14 protein-coding genes are annotated in these 14,366 nt (G+C 71.0%); 4 read left to right on the plus strand and 10 right to left on the minus strand.

Annotated elements, in window-relative coordinates; translation table 11 throughout:
• Positions 1-55 precede the first annotated feature (55 nt).
• The 9 genes from ACFKCF_RS23340 to ACFKCF_RS23380 all read right to left on the minus strand — a co-directional run bounded on the left by ACFKCF_RS23340 (position 56) and on the right by ACFKCF_RS23380 (position 10,310).
• Positions 56-1,381 (minus strand): aminopeptidase P family protein, encoded by a 1,326-nt coding sequence (locus tag ACFKCF_RS23340; protein ID WP_394496606.1) that lies wholly within the window; start codon positions 1,379-1,381, stop codon positions 56-58.
• Positions 1,374-2,648, minus strand: coding sequence for an alpha/beta fold hydrolase (locus ACFKCF_RS23345; protein ID WP_394496607.1), 1,275 nt, complete (start codon positions 2,646-2,648; stop codon positions 1,374-1,376). Before ACFKCF_RS23345 ends, ACFKCF_RS23340 begins: the two co-directional genes overlap by 8 nt.
• Positions 2,645-3,457: an ATP-binding cassette domain-containing protein gene (locus ACFKCF_RS23350; RefSeq protein WP_394496609.1), complete on the minus strand. Its 813-nt coding sequence runs from the start codon at positions 3,455-3,457 to the stop codon at positions 2,645-2,647. The genes ACFKCF_RS23345 and ACFKCF_RS23350 overlap by 4 nt, the downstream gene beginning before the upstream one ends.
• Positions 3,454-4,266: an ABC transporter ATP-binding protein gene (locus ACFKCF_RS23355; protein ID WP_394496610.1), complete on the minus strand. Its 813-nt coding sequence runs from the start codon at positions 4,264-4,266 to the stop codon at positions 3,454-3,456. Before ACFKCF_RS23355 ends, ACFKCF_RS23350 begins: the two co-directional genes overlap by 4 nt.
• The gene (locus ACFKCF_RS23360; RefSeq protein WP_394496612.1) at positions 4,263-5,258 is read right to left on the minus strand and encodes an ABC transporter permease; all 996 of its coding nucleotides are present in this window, start codon (positions 5,256-5,258) and stop codon (positions 4,263-4,265) included. The genes ACFKCF_RS23355 and ACFKCF_RS23360 overlap by 4 nt, the downstream gene beginning before the upstream one ends.
• Complete coding sequence (locus ACFKCF_RS23365) at positions 5,258-6,172, minus strand: ABC transporter permease (protein ID WP_394496614.1); 915 nt, start codon at positions 6,170-6,172, stop codon at positions 5,258-5,260. Before ACFKCF_RS23365 ends, ACFKCF_RS23360 begins: the two co-directional genes overlap by 1 nt.
• Positions 6,173-7,873: an ABC transporter substrate-binding protein gene (locus ACFKCF_RS23370; RefSeq protein ID WP_394496616.1), complete on the minus strand. Its 1,701-nt coding sequence runs from the start codon at positions 7,871-7,873 to the stop codon at positions 6,173-6,175. It lies immediately after the preceding gene.
• Positions 7,870-9,795 carry a glycoside hydrolase family 127 protein gene (locus ACFKCF_RS23375; RefSeq protein WP_394496617.1) on the minus strand — a complete coding sequence of 642 codons (1,926 nt, stop codon included), beginning with the start codon at positions 9,793-9,795 and terminating at the stop codon, positions 7,870-7,872. The genes ACFKCF_RS23370 and ACFKCF_RS23375 overlap by 4 nt, the downstream gene beginning before the upstream one ends.
• A 137-nt stretch (positions 9,796-9,932) precedes the next feature.
• On the minus strand, positions 9,933-10,310 hold the full coding sequence (locus ACFKCF_RS23380) for a hypothetical protein (protein ID WP_394496618.1): 378 nt from the start codon (positions 10,308-10,310) through the stop codon (positions 9,933-9,935).
• Positions 10,311-10,498: 188 nt separating this feature from the next.
• On the opposite strand from ACFKCF_RS23380, the gene ACFKCF_RS23385 reads away from it, so the two are divergent.
• From ACFKCF_RS23385 to ACFKCF_RS23400, 4 genes are all read left to right on the plus strand, one after another.
• Positions 10,499-11,236, plus strand: a complete 738-nt coding sequence (locus ACFKCF_RS23385) for a hypothetical protein (protein ID WP_394496620.1) — start codon at positions 10,499-10,501, stop codon at positions 11,234-11,236.
• 141 nt (positions 11,237-11,377) lie between these two features.
• Positions 11,378-11,905 carry a hypothetical protein gene (locus ACFKCF_RS23390; protein ID WP_394496622.1) on the plus strand — a complete coding sequence of 176 codons (528 nt, stop codon included), beginning with the start codon at positions 11,378-11,380 and terminating at the stop codon, positions 11,903-11,905.
• A 31-nt stretch (positions 11,906-11,936) separates the two neighbouring features.
• Positions 11,937-12,926: an aldo/keto reductase gene (locus tag ACFKCF_RS23395; protein ID WP_394496624.1), complete on the plus strand. Its 990-nt coding sequence runs from the start codon at positions 11,937-11,939 to the stop codon at positions 12,924-12,926.
• A 69-nt stretch (positions 12,927-12,995) separates the two neighbouring features.
• Complete coding sequence (locus tag ACFKCF_RS23400) at positions 12,996-13,643, plus strand: DedA family protein (protein WP_394496626.1); 648 nt, start codon at positions 12,996-12,998, stop codon at positions 13,641-13,643.
• Here ACFKCF_RS23400 and ACFKCF_RS23405 read toward each other — a convergent pair.
• Entirely contained in the window at positions 13,587-14,327 is a 741-nt protein-coding gene (locus tag ACFKCF_RS23405) for a GntR family transcriptional regulator (RefSeq protein WP_394496627.1), read from the minus strand. The two genes, ACFKCF_RS23400 and ACFKCF_RS23405, sit on opposite strands and share 57 nt — an antisense overlap.
• Positions 14,328-14,366 lie beyond the last annotated feature (39 nt).

Here is a 14,366-nt window from a genome sequence, read left to right on the forward strand (position 1 = left end):
CGGTGGCGGGTTCTTCCGGCATCGTGTGGGGTGGTGCCGGAAGAACCCGCGTGGGTCAGGCGATGCGCTCCTTGGCCCAGCGTTCCAGGCCGGGGGCGTCGATGGGGAGGGCGTCCGAGAGGACCTCGGCGCCGGTCGGCGTGACCAGCAGGTCGTCCTCGATCCGCACCCCCACCCCGCGCAGCTCCGGCGGGACCGTGCGGTCGTGGGCGTGGAAGTACAGGCCGGGCTCGACGGTGAGCACCATGCCCGGCGCCATGGCGGCCCCGTGGTAGGCCTCCGGGCGGGACTGGGCGCAGTCGTGCACGTCCAGGCCAAGGTGGTGGCCGATGCCGCAGATCAGGTAGCGGCGGTGGTGCTGGCCGGCGTCCGACAGGGCCTCGTCCACCGAGACCGGCAGCAGGCCCCAGTCGTCCAGCCCGCGCGCGATGACCTCCATCGCCGCGTGGTGGAAGTCGGTGAAGCGCCGGCCGGGGCCGACCGCCGCCAGGCCCGCCCGGTGCGCCTTCTCCACCAGGTCGTGCACTTGCCGCTGGGCGGGGGAGAAGGAGCCGGAGGCGGGGAAGGTGCGGGTGACGTCGGCGGTGTAGTGGCTGCGGACCTCCACGCCCATGTCGAGCAGCAGCAGCTGGTCCGGCAGGACGGGCCCGTCGCAGCGCACCCAGTGCAGGGTCGGGGCGTGGGGGCCGCTGCCGACGATGGTGGCGTAGCCGGGGCCGTTGCCGTACGCCCTGGCGTAGCGGTCGAACGTGCCCTGCAGCCACCGCTCGCCCGCCCCCTCGATCGCCGTCGGCACCTCGGCCAGCACGGCCGCGAAGCCCTCGACCGTCCGGTCCACGGATTCGCGCAGCTGGCCGATCTCCCACTCGTCCTTGATCATGCGCAGTTCGGCCAGCACCCGGGGGAGCTCCTCCACCGGTTCGGACGTGTCCGTGAACTCCGACAGCGGCCGCACCGCGACCCCGAGCGCCGCCGACCACTCGGCGAGGGACGGGGACGGGCCCACCCACAGCTCCCCGTACGCCGCGTCGGCGAAGAAGCCGGGCTCGCCGGGGCGGGCGGGCGGCGGCAGGTAGACGGTGGCGGCGCCGTCCGCGATCACGGCCACGGCGTTCTCCACGGCGCAGCCGGTGAGCCAGTAGAAGTCGCTGTCCACGCGGAAGTCGTAGGCGGTGTCGTTGCTGCGTACCGGCGCCCGGCCCGCCTTCACCACCACGGTCCTGCCGGGCAGCGCGGAGGCCAGGCGCTCGCGGTGCGTGGCCGCCGCCTCGGCCGCCCCGGGCACGAGGTCGGGGGTGCGGGCGGGGGCGTCCCAGCCCTGGGCGATGAACTCGAGGAACGCGGGGACCTCTGTCAGCCTGGGGGGTTTGCCGTCACTCACTGGTGATTCCTCCTCCTATGTCGCGCACCAGTCCGGTCAGGCGGGCGAAGACGCGTTCCTCGCCGATGCCGTCGTGCTCGTACTCGTTGGTGACCCAGGCCTGCGTGTTGCCCACCCTGGAGGCGGTGTCCAGCTGCAGCCCCGAGTCGACGTACATGTCGTCGAAGTAGACGGCCGCCGCCACCGGCACCTCGTTGGCCGCCAGCCGGTCCAGGTCGTACAGCGCCGGCCACTCGGCGCGCTCGGCGAGCAGGTCGACGGCGGCGTGGAAGGGGCGCAGCGCGCGGATCTCCGCGAACATCCAGGGATAGATCATCTCGCCGGTGAACAGCAGCGGCCGGGCGTCCTCGGCGAAGGCGGGGTGGTTGGCGCGCTCGCGCTGCGCCGCCCAGGCGGTCGCGCCGGGACCGGAGCCGTAGATGCTCTCCTGCAGCGCGGCGAACAGCGGGTTGTCGGCGTAGGAGGAGCGGGCCAGCACCTGGTGCAGGAATGTCTCGGGCAGTTCCGGGGATTCGTCGAGCAGCCAGTGCATGCGTTCGTAGCCCGGCTTCATGCCGAAGTCGATCCCCAGCGACTGCAGCCGCCGCACGGTGAGGAGGTCGCCGTCGGGCAGCCGCACGTCGCCGTAGGCCAGCCGGTCGGCCAGCCGGGACACCGTCTCGGCGTGGTGCGGGTAGCGGCGGTAGAACTCGGCGTTCTTGGCCGCGACCCGGGGATAGGTGCGCCGGTAGACCTCCGACGCGTCGGGGTCCAGGGAGGGCAGCCCGCCTGCCACGTAGCAGGCGCTCAGGCCCTCGGGTGCCTGCGACAGGTACGTCATCGTCAGGAAGCCGCCGTAGCTCTGCCCGAGCGTCGACCAGCGCCGCCCGCCGAAGACGGTCTTACGCAGGTGCTCGGCGTCGGCCACGATCGAGTCCGCGCGGAAGCGGGCCAGGTAGTCGGCGCCCTCCTGCGCGTCGAGCGCGCTCATCACCCGACCGTCGATCCGCGAGCTGCGGCCGGTGCCCCGCTGGTCGAGCAGGATCACCCGGTACGTCTCCAGCGCCCTGCCGAGCCAGCCCGCCGTGCCGACGGGACGCGGCCCCTTGCCGCCGGGCCCGCCCTGCAGGTAGAGCAGGCACGGCAGGTCGTCGCCGTCCCGCGTGGGATCCACGAGCTCCCTGGCGAAGACCCTGATCGTGGCCTCGGGGTCCGACCAGTCGAGCGGCACCTCCACGACGTGGTCGCGTACCCGCATCCCGGGGATCGTGTAGGTCGCGGTGATCACAGCTTCTCCCTCCTGCGGCGGTCCCACTCCGGGTTGATGCGCGGGATGGCCGCCAGCAGCGTACGCGTGTAATCGTGCCGGGGCTCGCCGAAGACCTGCTCGGCGTCCCCCAGTTCGACGATCTTCCCCTTGCTCATCACCGCGACCCGCTGCGCGATCTGCCGGACGACGGCCAGGTCGTGGGCGATGAACACGTAGCTGAAGCCGCTCTCGCGCTGCAGCCGCCGCAGCAGCTCGATCACCTGCGCCTGCACCGACACGTCCAGCGCCGAGACGGCCTCGTCGCAGATCACCAGCTTGGGGTTGACGGCCAGCGCGCGGGCGATGCCGATGCGCTGCGCCTGCCCGCCGGAGAACTGCGCGGGGTAGCGCAGCGAGTGGTCGGGGTTCAGCCCGACCCGCTCCATCAGCTCCTTGGCGTGCGCCCGCCGGCCGCCGTCGGGCGCGATGCCCTGGTAGTCCAGCGGCGCCATCAGGATCCGCTCCACCGTGTGGCGGGGGTTGAGGGAGGAGAACGGGTCCTGGAAGACGACCTGGACGTTGGCGCGGAAGCGGGCCAGCGCCGCCCCCTTGGCATGGGTGACGTCCTCGCCGTCGAACTCCAGCGTGCCCTCGCTCGGGTCCATCAGCTTGGCGATCATGCGGGCGGTCGTCGACTTGCCGCTGCCGGACTCGCCGACCACGGCCAGCGTCTCGCCGAGCCGCACCTCGAAGCTGACCTGGTCGACCGCCGTGAACTCGGCCTTGGCGCCCAGCGGGCCGCGCGAGACGAACCGCTTGGTCAGGTCCGTGGCCCGCAGCAGCGTCATGCCTTCACCTCACCGTCTACTGGATCGTCGATGCGCGGGATGCTCTCCAGCAGCATCCGGGTGTAGTCGTGGCGCGGCTCGGCGAAGACCTGCTCGGCCGTGCCGTACTCGACCTGCTCGCCCTGGCGCATCACCAGCACGCGGGTCGCGATCGAGCTGATCACGGCCAGGTCGTGCGTGATGAACACCATGCCCATGCCGCGCTCCTGCCGCAGTCCGGCCAGCAGCTTCAGGATCTGCGCCTGCACGGTCACGTCCAGGGCCGTGGTCGGCTCGTCGGCGATCAGCAGCGCCGGCGAGCACACCAGCGCCATCGCGATCATGATGCGCTGCCGCTGCCCGCCGGAGAACTGGTGCGGGTAGTAGTCCACCCGCCGCTCCGGTTCCGGCAGGCCCACCTGGTCGAGCGCCTCGATCGCGACCTTCCGCGCCGCCGCGCGCGAGCCGCCGCGGTGGGCGCGGTACATCTCCTCGATCTGCAGGCCGACCGTGTAGTACGGGTTCAGGGACGACAGCGGGTCCTGGAAGATCATCGACATCTGGTCGCCGCGCAGCCGCCGCAGCTCCCGGTCGGGGCGGCCGAGCAGCTCCGTGCCGTCCAGCCGGATGCTCCCGCTGGTCCTGGCGCCCTTGGGCAGCAGCCCCATGACCGCCAGGCTCGTCATCGACTTGCCGGAGCCCGATTCGCCGACGATCCCGACCGTCTCGTCCTGTCCGACCGTGAAGGACACGCCCTTGACCACGTCCACCGGGCCGCGCGTGGTGGGGAAGGTGACGGTGAGGTCCTCCACGACAAGCAGTTCGCTCATTTCGCCGTGATCCTCACTCTCGGGTCCAGCCTCGTGTAGACGAGGTCGATCACCACGTTCCCGACCACCACGAAGAACGCCGCCAGCAGCGTCACCGCCATGATCACCGGCTGGTCGTTCTTGTAGATCGAGTCGGCGGCCATCTTGCCGACCCCGTTCAGCCCGAACACCGTCTCGGTGATCAGCGCGCCGCCCAGCAGCGCGGCGAAGTCCATGCCGAAGATCGTGGCGATCGGCGTCAGCGCCGGCCGCAGGGCGTGCCTGCGCAGGGTCAGCGCCGGGCTCAGCCCCTTGGACCTGGCCGTGCGCATGAAGTTCTCGGCGAGGGTGTCGATCACGTTCGCCCTGGTCAGCCGTGCGTAAAGGCAGGCGTAGACGGTGGCCAGCACGACCCACGGCATCAGGTACGACTGGAACCAGAGCACCGGATCGTCGCCGAACGCCACCGCCTGCGGGAACGGCAGCACCTGCAGCTGCACCACCAGCACGTACTGCAAAGCCAGAGCCAGCACGTAGTTGGGGACGCTGGAGCCGCCCAGCGCCAGGCCCATGGCCGCGCGGTCCCACCAGGTGCCCTCCTTGACGGCGCTGACCAGGCCCGCGGCGACCCCGATGAGCAGCCACAGCACCGCGGCCCCGATCGCGACCGTGGCGCTGACCGGCAGCCGGTCGACCACCATGTCCCACACGGACTGGCCGGTCTGGAAGCTGTAGCCCAGGCACGGGGCGCCGCAGTGCACCAGGTTCGCGCCCTCGCCGTAGTCTCGCCCGGCGAAGATCCCGAAGAGGAAGCCGAAGAACTGCGTCAGGAGCGGCTTGTCCAGCCCCAGCACGGCGTGGATCTGGTCGATGCGCTCCTGCGTGCACGTCTTCCCGCAGATCATCACGGCGGGGTCGGGCTGGAGCGTGAAGAAGATGATGAACGTGAACAGGCACACCAGGAAGAGGATCAGCACCACCCAGGCGAGCCGTCCGGCCAAGTAACGCGCCATCAGGAGGCCTCCCCGGCGTCGAGCGTGGCCCGCAGCCGGTCGCCGAGGACCGTCAGCGACAGCACGGTGAGGAACAGGAACCCGCCGGGGATCGCGAAGTACATCGGATCGACGGCGTACCAGCCGACCGAGCTGAAGATCATCTGACCCCACGACGGCGTCGGCGGCGTCACACCGACGCCCAGGAACGACAGCCCCGCCTCGGTGCCGACGTAGCCGGGCACGGCGAGGGTGGTCATGACGATCAGCGAGCTGCGCAGGTTGGGCAGGATCTCCTTGAACACCAGTGCGCTCGTGGAGGCGCCCGAGGCGCGGGCGGCCTCCACGAACTCCCTGTTCACCAGCGTCAGCGTCTGCCCGCGCACCACCCGCGCCAGGTACGGCCAGCCGAAGAAGCTGATCACCAGGACCAGCAGCACCGGCCGGTTGCCCTGCGGGAGCGAGGACAGGATCGCGATCATGAAGATGAGCGCAGGGAAGGCCATGAGGAAGTCCATGACCCGGCAGATCACCTGGTCCACCCAGCCCTGGTAGAACCCGGCCAGCATGCCCAGCACCACGCCCAGCAGGGTCGTCAGCGCCGTGGCGGAGACCGCGATCAGCAGCGAGACGCGCGCGCCGTAGGCGATGCGCGCGAGGATGTCGCGCCCGTTCTGCGGTTCGACGCCCAGCAGATGGTCGGCGCTGATGCCGCCGAGCGACCCGCGCGGCACGCCGCCCAGGTCGGTGTCGACGGCGGCGGTGTCGAAGTCGTTCGGCCCGTGACCGGTGATCGCGCTGATCAGCGGCGCGCAGATCGCCATCAGCACGATCAGCGTGAGGAACGCGATGCTCAGCACCGCGCCCCGATCACGCAGCAGCGCGCCCGCGACCCGTGCCCTCGACGTGCTCGGGGAGTAAGCGACGACGGCCATCTACTTCGTCGGCTTCGCCAGTCCGACGGAGATCAGGTCGATGCCGCCGGAGAAGGAGTTGGACTGGTAGGCGCCCGCGATGTTCGAGCCGGCGATGAGGATGAGCTTCTCGTACGCGAGCGGCACCACCGGCGCCAGCTTCATGATCTCCTTGTCCAGCTCGCCGTAGGCCGCGTTGGCCTGGTTGACGTCCGTCATCGCGGCGATCTCGTCGATCCGCTCGTTGATCCCCTTGTCGTTGATCTGAGCGAGGTTCGAGTTGCCCTTGGGCGTGATGTTGCGGCCGTCGAACAGCGGCGGCAGGAACGTCGCGCCGGAGGCCCAGTCGGGGCACCAGCCGGTGACGGCGGCGTCGTGCTGCTGCGCCGGCGTGCCGATGACCTCGTAGTACGTCGAGGTGTCGATGTTGTTGATCTTGACGTCGATCTTCACCTGCTTGAGCGCGTCCTGGATCGCCACCGCCACCGCGGCCATCTTCGGGTCCGGGCGGGTGTCCAGCGTCAAGGAGAACCCGTCCGCGAGGCCGGCCTCGGCCAGCAGCTTCCTGGCCTCCTCGGGGTTGTGCGGGTACAGGTCGTAGTCGACCCGGCCTGCGATCGTGGGCGGCTGGATCGAGGTGCCCTTGGCGGCCAGCGCGCCGCCGCCCATCCCCGCGACCACGGTGTCCTTGTTGATCGCGTAGTTGATCGCCTGGCGCACGCGCACGTCGTTCAGGGGCTTCTTGGTGGTGTTCAGGCCCATGTACGTGGTGCAGCCGTTGAGCCCGGAGAGCGTGCGCTGCTTGATCTGCGGCTGCTGCACCCGCGCCACGGTCGCCGCCTGGATCGACGGGCCGAGGGCGTCGGCGTCGGTGCCCTGCCCGGCCAGCATGCGCTCGTCGATCGTGGCCGGGTCCAGGCCGAACGTCCACTCGAACGCGTCCGGCTTGGCCGCCCGCACGCTGTCGGTCTCACGCTTCCACTGCGGGTTGCGTTCCAGCTTCAGCGACACGCCGCGCTGGTAGCTCGCCACCTTGTACGGCCCGCTCGCGATCGGCTTGGTGTCGAACGCCGCGCCCGCCCCCGTGCCCTTGGGGAAAGGCGTGAAGTTGGCCATCGCCAGCGCGCTCGGGAAGTCGGCGAAGGGCTTCTTCAGGTGGAAGACGACCGTCTTGTCGTCGGGCGTCTCGATGGTCTTCAGGTCGCCGTCCAGGTACGGGCCCTTGTAATCCTTCGGCGCGTCCAGCAGCAGCTTCCCGTACGGCGAGCCGATCCCGGCCTCCGGGTCGAACGTGCGGGAGAAGCCGAACTTCACGGCCTCGCTGTTGATCGGGGTGCCGTCCTCGAAGAACAGGTTGTCCTTGAGTTTGAACGTCCAGGTCTTGCCGCCGTCGGACGGGGTGCCCGTGTCGGTGGCCAGGTCGGGCACGACCTTCGTGCCCTCGGCGCCCGGACCCGCGCCGAACATCGTCAACCCCCGGTAGATGAGCCGGTAGAAATTGTTGACGCCGCCGTCCCAGCCGCGTACCGGGTCCAGGTGGGAGAAGTCCGCCTTGGCCAGGCTGTGCACGGTGCCGCCCATCGCGGCGGGCGCGCCTGGCCCGCCCGACGCGCCCGTGCCCGTGCCGGGGGCCGCCGCGCCGCCGCCCCCGCCACACGCGGTGAGCGCCAGCACGGTGGTCATGGTGACGCTCGCGAGCGCCGCCGATCTCCTCATCATCATGCCTTCTTTCCGTTGGTCCAGGGGGTCCTGACCCAGACCCGCATGGCTTGGGGGCCGCGGTTGCCCCACAGGAAGTAGGGGACGAAGGTCGCCGAAACCCTCGTCTTTGGGAGCGCCTCGTGCAGAGGGAGCTCGGGGTAGAGCTCGGCGGCGGGCGGGGGAGCCGCGTCCGCCTCCAGACGCAGCACGACGGCCGCGTCGCGGCGCTCGGTGCGCGCGTTGACCACGTCGTGGGCTCCGACGAGCAGGTCGTCGACGGCGGCCTGCGGGCTGTCGTGCTGCTCGACGCAGTACACGAGCGGCCCCCGGGCCAGGCTGAGCGCGCCCCTGGTGGCGTCCAGGTACGGGTGCGAGCCGTGCGCCCGGACCGGCATGGGCAGGGTGAGGCGCACCTCGTCGCCCGGCGACCACGGGCGGTGCAGGGTGAGCCAGCCGCCGGACTCCCGCGCGTCACAGGGCTCGCCGTTGACGGTGACCGTCACGTCCCGGGCCCAGCCGGGGACGCGCAGCACCAGCCCGTACGGCCCGTCCGGCGCCCGCTCGACGGCGATGCGCACGTCACCGTCCCACGGGTAGGCCGTCTCCATCGACAGCTCCAGCTCAGCGGTCCGGACCGTGGCCTGCGTGTAGGTGGTGATCAGCACGGCGCCGTCCCGCTCGGCCGCCACGTAGTCGGCGAGCTGGGCCATCCACCGCACGATGTTGGGCGGGCAGCACGGGCAGGTGAACCAGGCGCGGCGCAGCGGCTCGCCGCCCGCCTCCGAGCCGCTGCGCTGCTCGTGGTCGGGGCGGCGCTGCAGCGGGTTGTCGTAGAAGAACGCCGTGCCGTCGGCCGACAGGCCCACGGCGTAGGCGTTGTAGAGCACGCGCTCGAACACGTCGAGGTATTTCGCGTCGCCGCCGGCCAGGAACATCCGCCACGCCCACTGCATGACGCCGATGGCCGCGCAGGTCTCGCTGTAGGCGCGCTCGGACGGCAGCTCGTACCGGTCGCCGATCGCCTCGTCGGAGTGGCGGCTGCCCAGGCCGCCGGTGACGTACAGCTTGGCCGCCACCATGTCGTCCCAGAGCCGCTCCAGCGCCTCGAACAGCGACCGGTCGCCGGTCTCCAGGAAGACGTCGGCCGCGCCCGCCGCCAGGTACGCCATGCGCACCGCGTGGCCGGTCACCGACGGGAGCTCGCGCAAGGGCACGTGGTCCTGGAAGTACTCGCCGGGGAAGATTCGGTGCTCCATCTGCCCGGTGCCCCTGCGGTCGACGAACGCCGTCGCCAGCGTCAGATAGCGGCGCTCGCCCGTCTCCCTGTAGAGCTCGACCAGCGCCATCTCCACCTCGGGGTGGCCGCAGATCCCCGTCTCCCCGAACCGTTCCACCGCCAGGTCGGCGAAGCGCGTGGCCACGCGCAGCAGCCGGTCGTCGCCCATCCGCCGGTTCGCGGCGACGGCCGCCTGGATGAGGTGGCCCAGGTTGTACAGCTCGTGCCCCCAGGCCAGGTCCTCCCACGGCTTCTTGTCCGTCGTGGGGTCCGTGGACGCGGGGTTCTGGAAGAAGGAGTTGAGGTAGCCGTCGGCGGCCTGGACCCGCTCCAGCAGGCCGACCACCTCGTCGAAGAACTCCCCGGCCGAGGTGTCTCCGTCGCCGAGCTCGTACGCCAGACCTTCGAGGGTCTTGTACAGGTCGGTGTCGAGGAACGGGTACCGGCCCCGGTAGGGGGCGGGGTCGTCCTCCAGGAGGCGGCTCAGGTTGGCGACGTTGCCCGCCGCGCGGAGCTGTTCGACGGTGTGGGGAATTGTGGCCCTGCGGTTGCGGCGCTGCCAGTCATGCAGCAGCCCGCCGGTGATGCGCACTCCGGACAGCGGCCGAACCGCCCCTGCGGTGGTGCGTACGGCGCCGGCCAGGGGCCTGACCTGCTTGGACGTCATGAACCTTCCCAGTAATGTGTGGCATTGCACTGAACCTTAGGTGTCTGGGAGGTAAGTTGCCAAGGGTTAGGACCGGATGGAAAAAAGAACGTAACCCGTCCGGAAACCACCGGACGGGTCGCTTTGGTGCTCGGCGCCTACGCGCCGTAGGGGGCGGGGCGCCAGGACGCCCAGTCGATGCGGACCCGGTCGCGCCGCTGCGGGTCCACCTTGACCGGCACCACCGCGCCGGGCACGATCATGCCCATGGGCAGGCGCGGCAGCGACTGCCGGTGCGTGACCTGGTGCACCTGCCCGTCCTGCGTCCGCACCCCCAGGACGAAGCTGACGAGCGGCTGCCCGTTGATCGTCACGCCGGTGTCGGTCATCGACTCGATCACCGCCTGCGCGGCGACGCCGGTGGCCAGGAGCTGCCGGCCGTTCCAGGAGGCGATCAGGAACGGCAGCCCGACGCACGCCAGGATCAGCATCGTCGCCCCCGTGATCGCCATCGACATCCACAGTCCCGTGCCCATTGTCTTCCCTGCCCTCTTCTCGCCCGCCGCAGGCGTGTCTCCCGATCTGCCGGATGCCGTTGTACGCCAAGCGGATTGCACGCCACTTGAGCGCCGATTACACGCGGGCAATTGAGTAGCGCGTACTCAGGCGTTCATCGCGCCGCCGGGGCTGTACTGGGTGCCTCAGCGCAGAACCGGAGGCGACGATGCACGCGCACCACGACCAGGGCCCTGAGCAGGGCCAGCCCGAGACGTTCGACGTCCACGGGATGCTGCTCTTCGGCGACGACCCGCTGTATTTCTCGCACCTGCCGATGTTCCACATCCCGGCGCACCGCTTCCAGGTGCTCATGGAGGTCGGCTTCCGCGACGACGTGCGCGAGGCGATGCGCAAGGTCGACGACCTGCGCACGTTCGTGCCGGACCCGTTCGACATCCTGGAGCTCGACCCCCAGGGCGGGCCGGTGCGGACCTCGGTGCGGGGCACCGTCTTCCGGGGGCACTTCGAGCGCGGCGGCACCCCGATCGCCGAGGACGTCACGGCGCGGATCAAGCGGATCTTCTTCTTCCGGCGGCTCGACCCGGCGGCGCGGCACGACGACCGGGCGCCGCTGAGCTACCTGTGCTTCGGCCGGGCGGGCGGGCTGTATCTCGCGCACGAGATCACCGCCCGCCCCGACTTCGACCAGGTCCTCGCCGTCCGCCTGGGCCCGGGGACCGTGCGCCACGAGCCCGGCGTCACGGGGGAGCCGCCCGCGGACTTCGAGCGGCCGGTGCCGGTGACGTTCGACCGGGTGGACACGCCCCGGCGGCGGCTCGTGGCGGGCGACACGGCGGAGGGGGCCTTCGACCTGGGCGTCTCCCGTACCGGGGAGCACGGTTTCCACGCTCAGGTGGAGGTGGTCGACGAGATCTACATGGAGACGGGGGATCTCAGCATGTGACGAGCCCGCGGCGCCCCTGCCGTTGGGGCGGCGCCCGGGGCGCCAGGGCGCGGCGGCGGCCTGAGCGGTGAGGGTGGCGGCTGAGGCCGGTCCGGCGGCGAACCCTGCCTCGAATATCGGTTTGGCCGTAGATTGTGGCGGATGAGACGTGTGTCCGTGGTGGGGAACTCCGGGTCGGGGAAGTCGACGCTGGCGGCCGCGCTGGCCGGGCGGCTGGGGGTGCCGTGGCTGGAGCTCGACTCCGTCTTCCACATGGCCGGGTGGACGCCGCGCCCGCCGGAGGAGTTCAGGGCCGAGGTCGAGGCGTTCACGGCGGGCGAGGGGTGGGTGGTCGACGGCAACTACTCCGCCGTGCGCGACCTGGTGTGGTCACGGGCCGACACCGTGGTCTGGATCGACCTGCCCAGGCCGGTGGTCATGCGCCAGCTCCTGGCCAGGACCCTGCGCCGGATGGCCACCGGCGCCGAGCTGTGGAACGGCAACAGGGAATCCTTCCGCTTCCTCCTCGACAAGGACGAATCGATCATCCGCTTCGCCTGGAACCAGCACGCCGTCTACCGGCAGCGCTACGGGCGGGCCGCCGCCGATCCCGCCAACGCGCACCTCGACTTCGTCCGCGTGGCCTCGCGGGGCGACGCCGACCGGCTCCTGCGTGCTGACAAAAATTGAAATCTGTCAGTCCAATAGGCATACTGGCCGTATGAGAACTCTGGGAACCGGCGGACCCGTCGTGTCCGACCTCGGGCTGGGCTGCATGGGCATGTCCGACTTCTACGGGCCGGCCGACACGTCCGAGTCCATCGCCACCATCCACGCCGCCCTCGACGCCGGCATCACGCTGCTCGACACCGGCGACTTCTACGGCATGGGCCACAACGAGCTGCTCATCCGCCAGGCGCTCGACGGCCGCTCGCGCGATGACGTGCGGATCAGCGTGAAGTTCGGGGCGCAGCGCGACTACGACGGCAACTGGCTCGGCTACGACGGCCGCCCCGCGGGCGTCAAGACCTCGCTCGCCTACACCCTGCGCCGCCTCGGCACCGACCACGTGGACGTCTACCGGATCGCGCGGGTCGACCCGGCCGTGCCGATCGAGGAGACCGTCGGCGCCATCGCCGAAGAGGTCGCGAAGGGACGCGTGCGGCACGTCGGGCTGTCCGAGGCCGGCGCCGAGACCATCCGGCGGGCCCACGCCGTCCACCCGATCGCCGACGTGCAGCTCGAATACTCGCTGCTGTCCAGGGGGATCGAGCGGGACATCCTGCCCGCCTGCCGCGAGCTGGGCATCGGCGTGACCGCGTACGGCGTGCTGTCCAGGGGGCTGCTCAGCGGGCACTGGTCCGAGGACCGCGAGCTGGGCGCCGGTGACTTCCGCGCCGTCAGCCCGCGCTTCTCCGGCGACAACCTGGCCCACAACCTCACGCTGGTGGCGGCGCTGCGCGGGCTCGCCGAGGCCAAGGGGGTCACGGTCGCGCAGCTGGCCATCGCCTGGGTGCTGGCCCGGGGCGAGGAGATCGTCCCGCTCGTCGGGGCCCGCCGGCGCGAGCGGCTGGCCGAGGCGCTGGGCGCCCTGGACGTGAAACTGACCGCCGAGGACCTGGCGGCCATCGAGGCGGCCGTCCCCGAGGGCGCCGCCGCCGGCTCGCGCTACGCCGACGCGCAGATGTCCATGCTCGACAGCGAACGCTGACCGTCCGGTGCGGAAGGAAGGTCTCGATCGCGGGTCTTGTGGTGATGTGACGGCGCTAGGGTTGCGCGCGTGCATATCGACGAATGGTTGCAGGCGATCCCGGCCGGCTGGCTCTACGCCATGGTCGCGCTGGTGATCGGGTTCGAGAGCCTCGGCATCCCGCTGCCCGGCGAGATCGTCCTGGTCAGCGCCTCGATCCTGGCCTCCAAGGGCGTGGTGCACCCCTTCTGGGTCGGTGCGTGCGCGAGCGCCGGGGCGATCCTGGGGGACTCCGCCGGGTACGCGATCGGGCGCAGGGGCGGCGCGCCCCTGTTCGACCGGCTCGGGCGGCGCTTCCCGAAGCATTTCGGGCCGCGGCACGTCGCCAGGGCCGAAGGGTATTTCCAGCGGTTCGGCGTGTGGGCGGTCTTCGTCGGGCGGTTCATCGCGCTGCTGCGCATCCTGGCCGGGCCGCTGGCGGGGGCGCTGCGCATGCCGTACTGGAAGTTCGCCGTCGCCAACGTGCTCGGCGGGATCGTGTGGGCGGGCGGCACCACCACGGTGATCTTCTATCTCGGGCTCGTCGCCGAGAAGTGGCTGAAGGGCTTCTCGTGGGTGGGGCTCGTGGTGGCCGTGGTGTTCGGGATCTGCACCACGCTCTACCTGAAGCGGCGGGCAGCCTCAGCGCTCGATGAGGGTGACCTCGAGGGAGTAGTGCGAGGCCCGGTAGACGTGTGAGCCGTGCTCGACGGCCCGACCCTGGTCGTCGTAGGTGGTGCGGATCATGGTCAGCAGCGGCGCGCCGCGGCGCTCCTCCAGGAGCCTGGCCTCGGCCTGGGTGGCGGCCCGCGCGCCGATCCGCTGGTTGGCGACCCGCATCCGCACGCCCGCGGCGCGCAGCAGCTCGTACAGGCCGCGGCCCTCCAGGTCGGCGGCGGTGAGCTGGGCCAGACCGAGCGGCAGCCAGTTGTGCAGCACCGCCAGCGGCTCCCCGGCGGCGAACCGAAGGCGCTCGAGATAGAGGATCTCCGTGCCCTCCGCCACGCCCAGGATGCCGGCGACCTCCTCCTCGACCGGGCGCGGCTCCAGCGCCAGCACCTGCGTGGCCGGCTCCTGGCCCGCCCTGCGCAGGTCGTCGTAGAGGCTCGTCAGCTCCACCGAGCGCTTGACCTGACCGTGGACGACCTGGGTGCCGACGCCGCGCTTGCGCACGAGCAGGCCCTTGTCCACGAGATACTGGATGGCCTGGCGGATCGTGGGCCGCGACAGGCCCAGCTTGTCGGCCAGCAGGATCTCGTTGTCCAGCCGGGAGCCGGGCGCCAGGTCCCCTCGCCGGATGGCCTCGGCGATCTGCTCGGCCACCTGGAAGTAGAGCGGCACGGGACTGGATCGGTCCAGGTCGATGGCGAGATTCGCGGTCATGCTGATCAGCTTAACGCAGGTCAGAATGTCCTGACAAAC

Origin of the sequence: Nonomuraea sp. JJY05, from assembly GCF_043496855.1 — a bacterium.
Taxonomy (GTDB): domain Bacteria; phylum Actinomycetota; class Actinomycetes; order Streptosporangiales; family Streptosporangiaceae; genus Nonomuraea.

What these genes read in the sequence shown, in the direction of transcription:
- ACFKCF_RS23350 (WP_394496609.1), bottom strand. Translation starts at nt 3,457, where the DNA reads ATGACGCTGCTGCGGGCCACGGACCTGACCAAGCGGTTCGTCTCGCGC.
- ACFKCF_RS23355 (WP_394496610.1), bottom strand. Translation starts at nt 4,266, where the DNA reads ATGAGCGAACTGCTTGTCGTGGAGGACCTCACCGTCACCTTCCCCACC.
- ACFKCF_RS23360 (WP_394496612.1), bottom strand. Translation starts at nt 5,258, where the DNA reads ATGGCGCGTTACTTGGCCGGACGGCTCGCCTGGGTGGTGCTGATCCTC.
- ACFKCF_RS23365 (WP_394496614.1), bottom strand. Translation starts at nt 6,172, where the DNA reads ATGGCCGTCGTCGCTTACTCCCCGAGCACGTCGAGGGCACGGGTCGCG.
- ACFKCF_RS23370 (WP_394496616.1), bottom strand. Translation starts at nt 7,873, where the DNA reads ATGATGATGAGGAGATCGGCGGCGCTCGCGAGCGTCACCATGACCACC.
- ACFKCF_RS23375 (WP_394496617.1), bottom strand. Translation starts at nt 9,795, where the DNA reads ATGACGTCCAAGCAGGTCAGGCCCCTGGCCGGCGCCGTACGCACCACC.
- ACFKCF_RS23380 (WP_394496618.1), bottom strand. Translation starts at nt 10,310, where the DNA reads ATGGGCACGGGACTGTGGATGTCGATGGCGATCACGGGGGCGACGATG.
- ACFKCF_RS23385 (WP_394496620.1), top strand. Translation starts at nt 10,499, where the DNA reads ATGCACGCGCACCACGACCAGGGCCCTGAGCAGGGCCAGCCCGAGACG.
- ACFKCF_RS23390 (WP_394496622.1), top strand. Translation starts at nt 11,378, where the DNA reads ATGAGACGTGTGTCCGTGGTGGGGAACTCCGGGTCGGGGAAGTCGACG.
- ACFKCF_RS23395 (WP_394496624.1), top strand. Translation starts at nt 11,937, where the DNA reads ATGAGAACTCTGGGAACCGGCGGACCCGTCGTGTCCGACCTCGGGCTG.
- ACFKCF_RS23405 (WP_394496627.1), bottom strand. Translation starts at nt 14,327, where the DNA reads ATGACCGCGAATCTCGCCATCGACCTGGACCGATCCAGTCCCGTGCCG.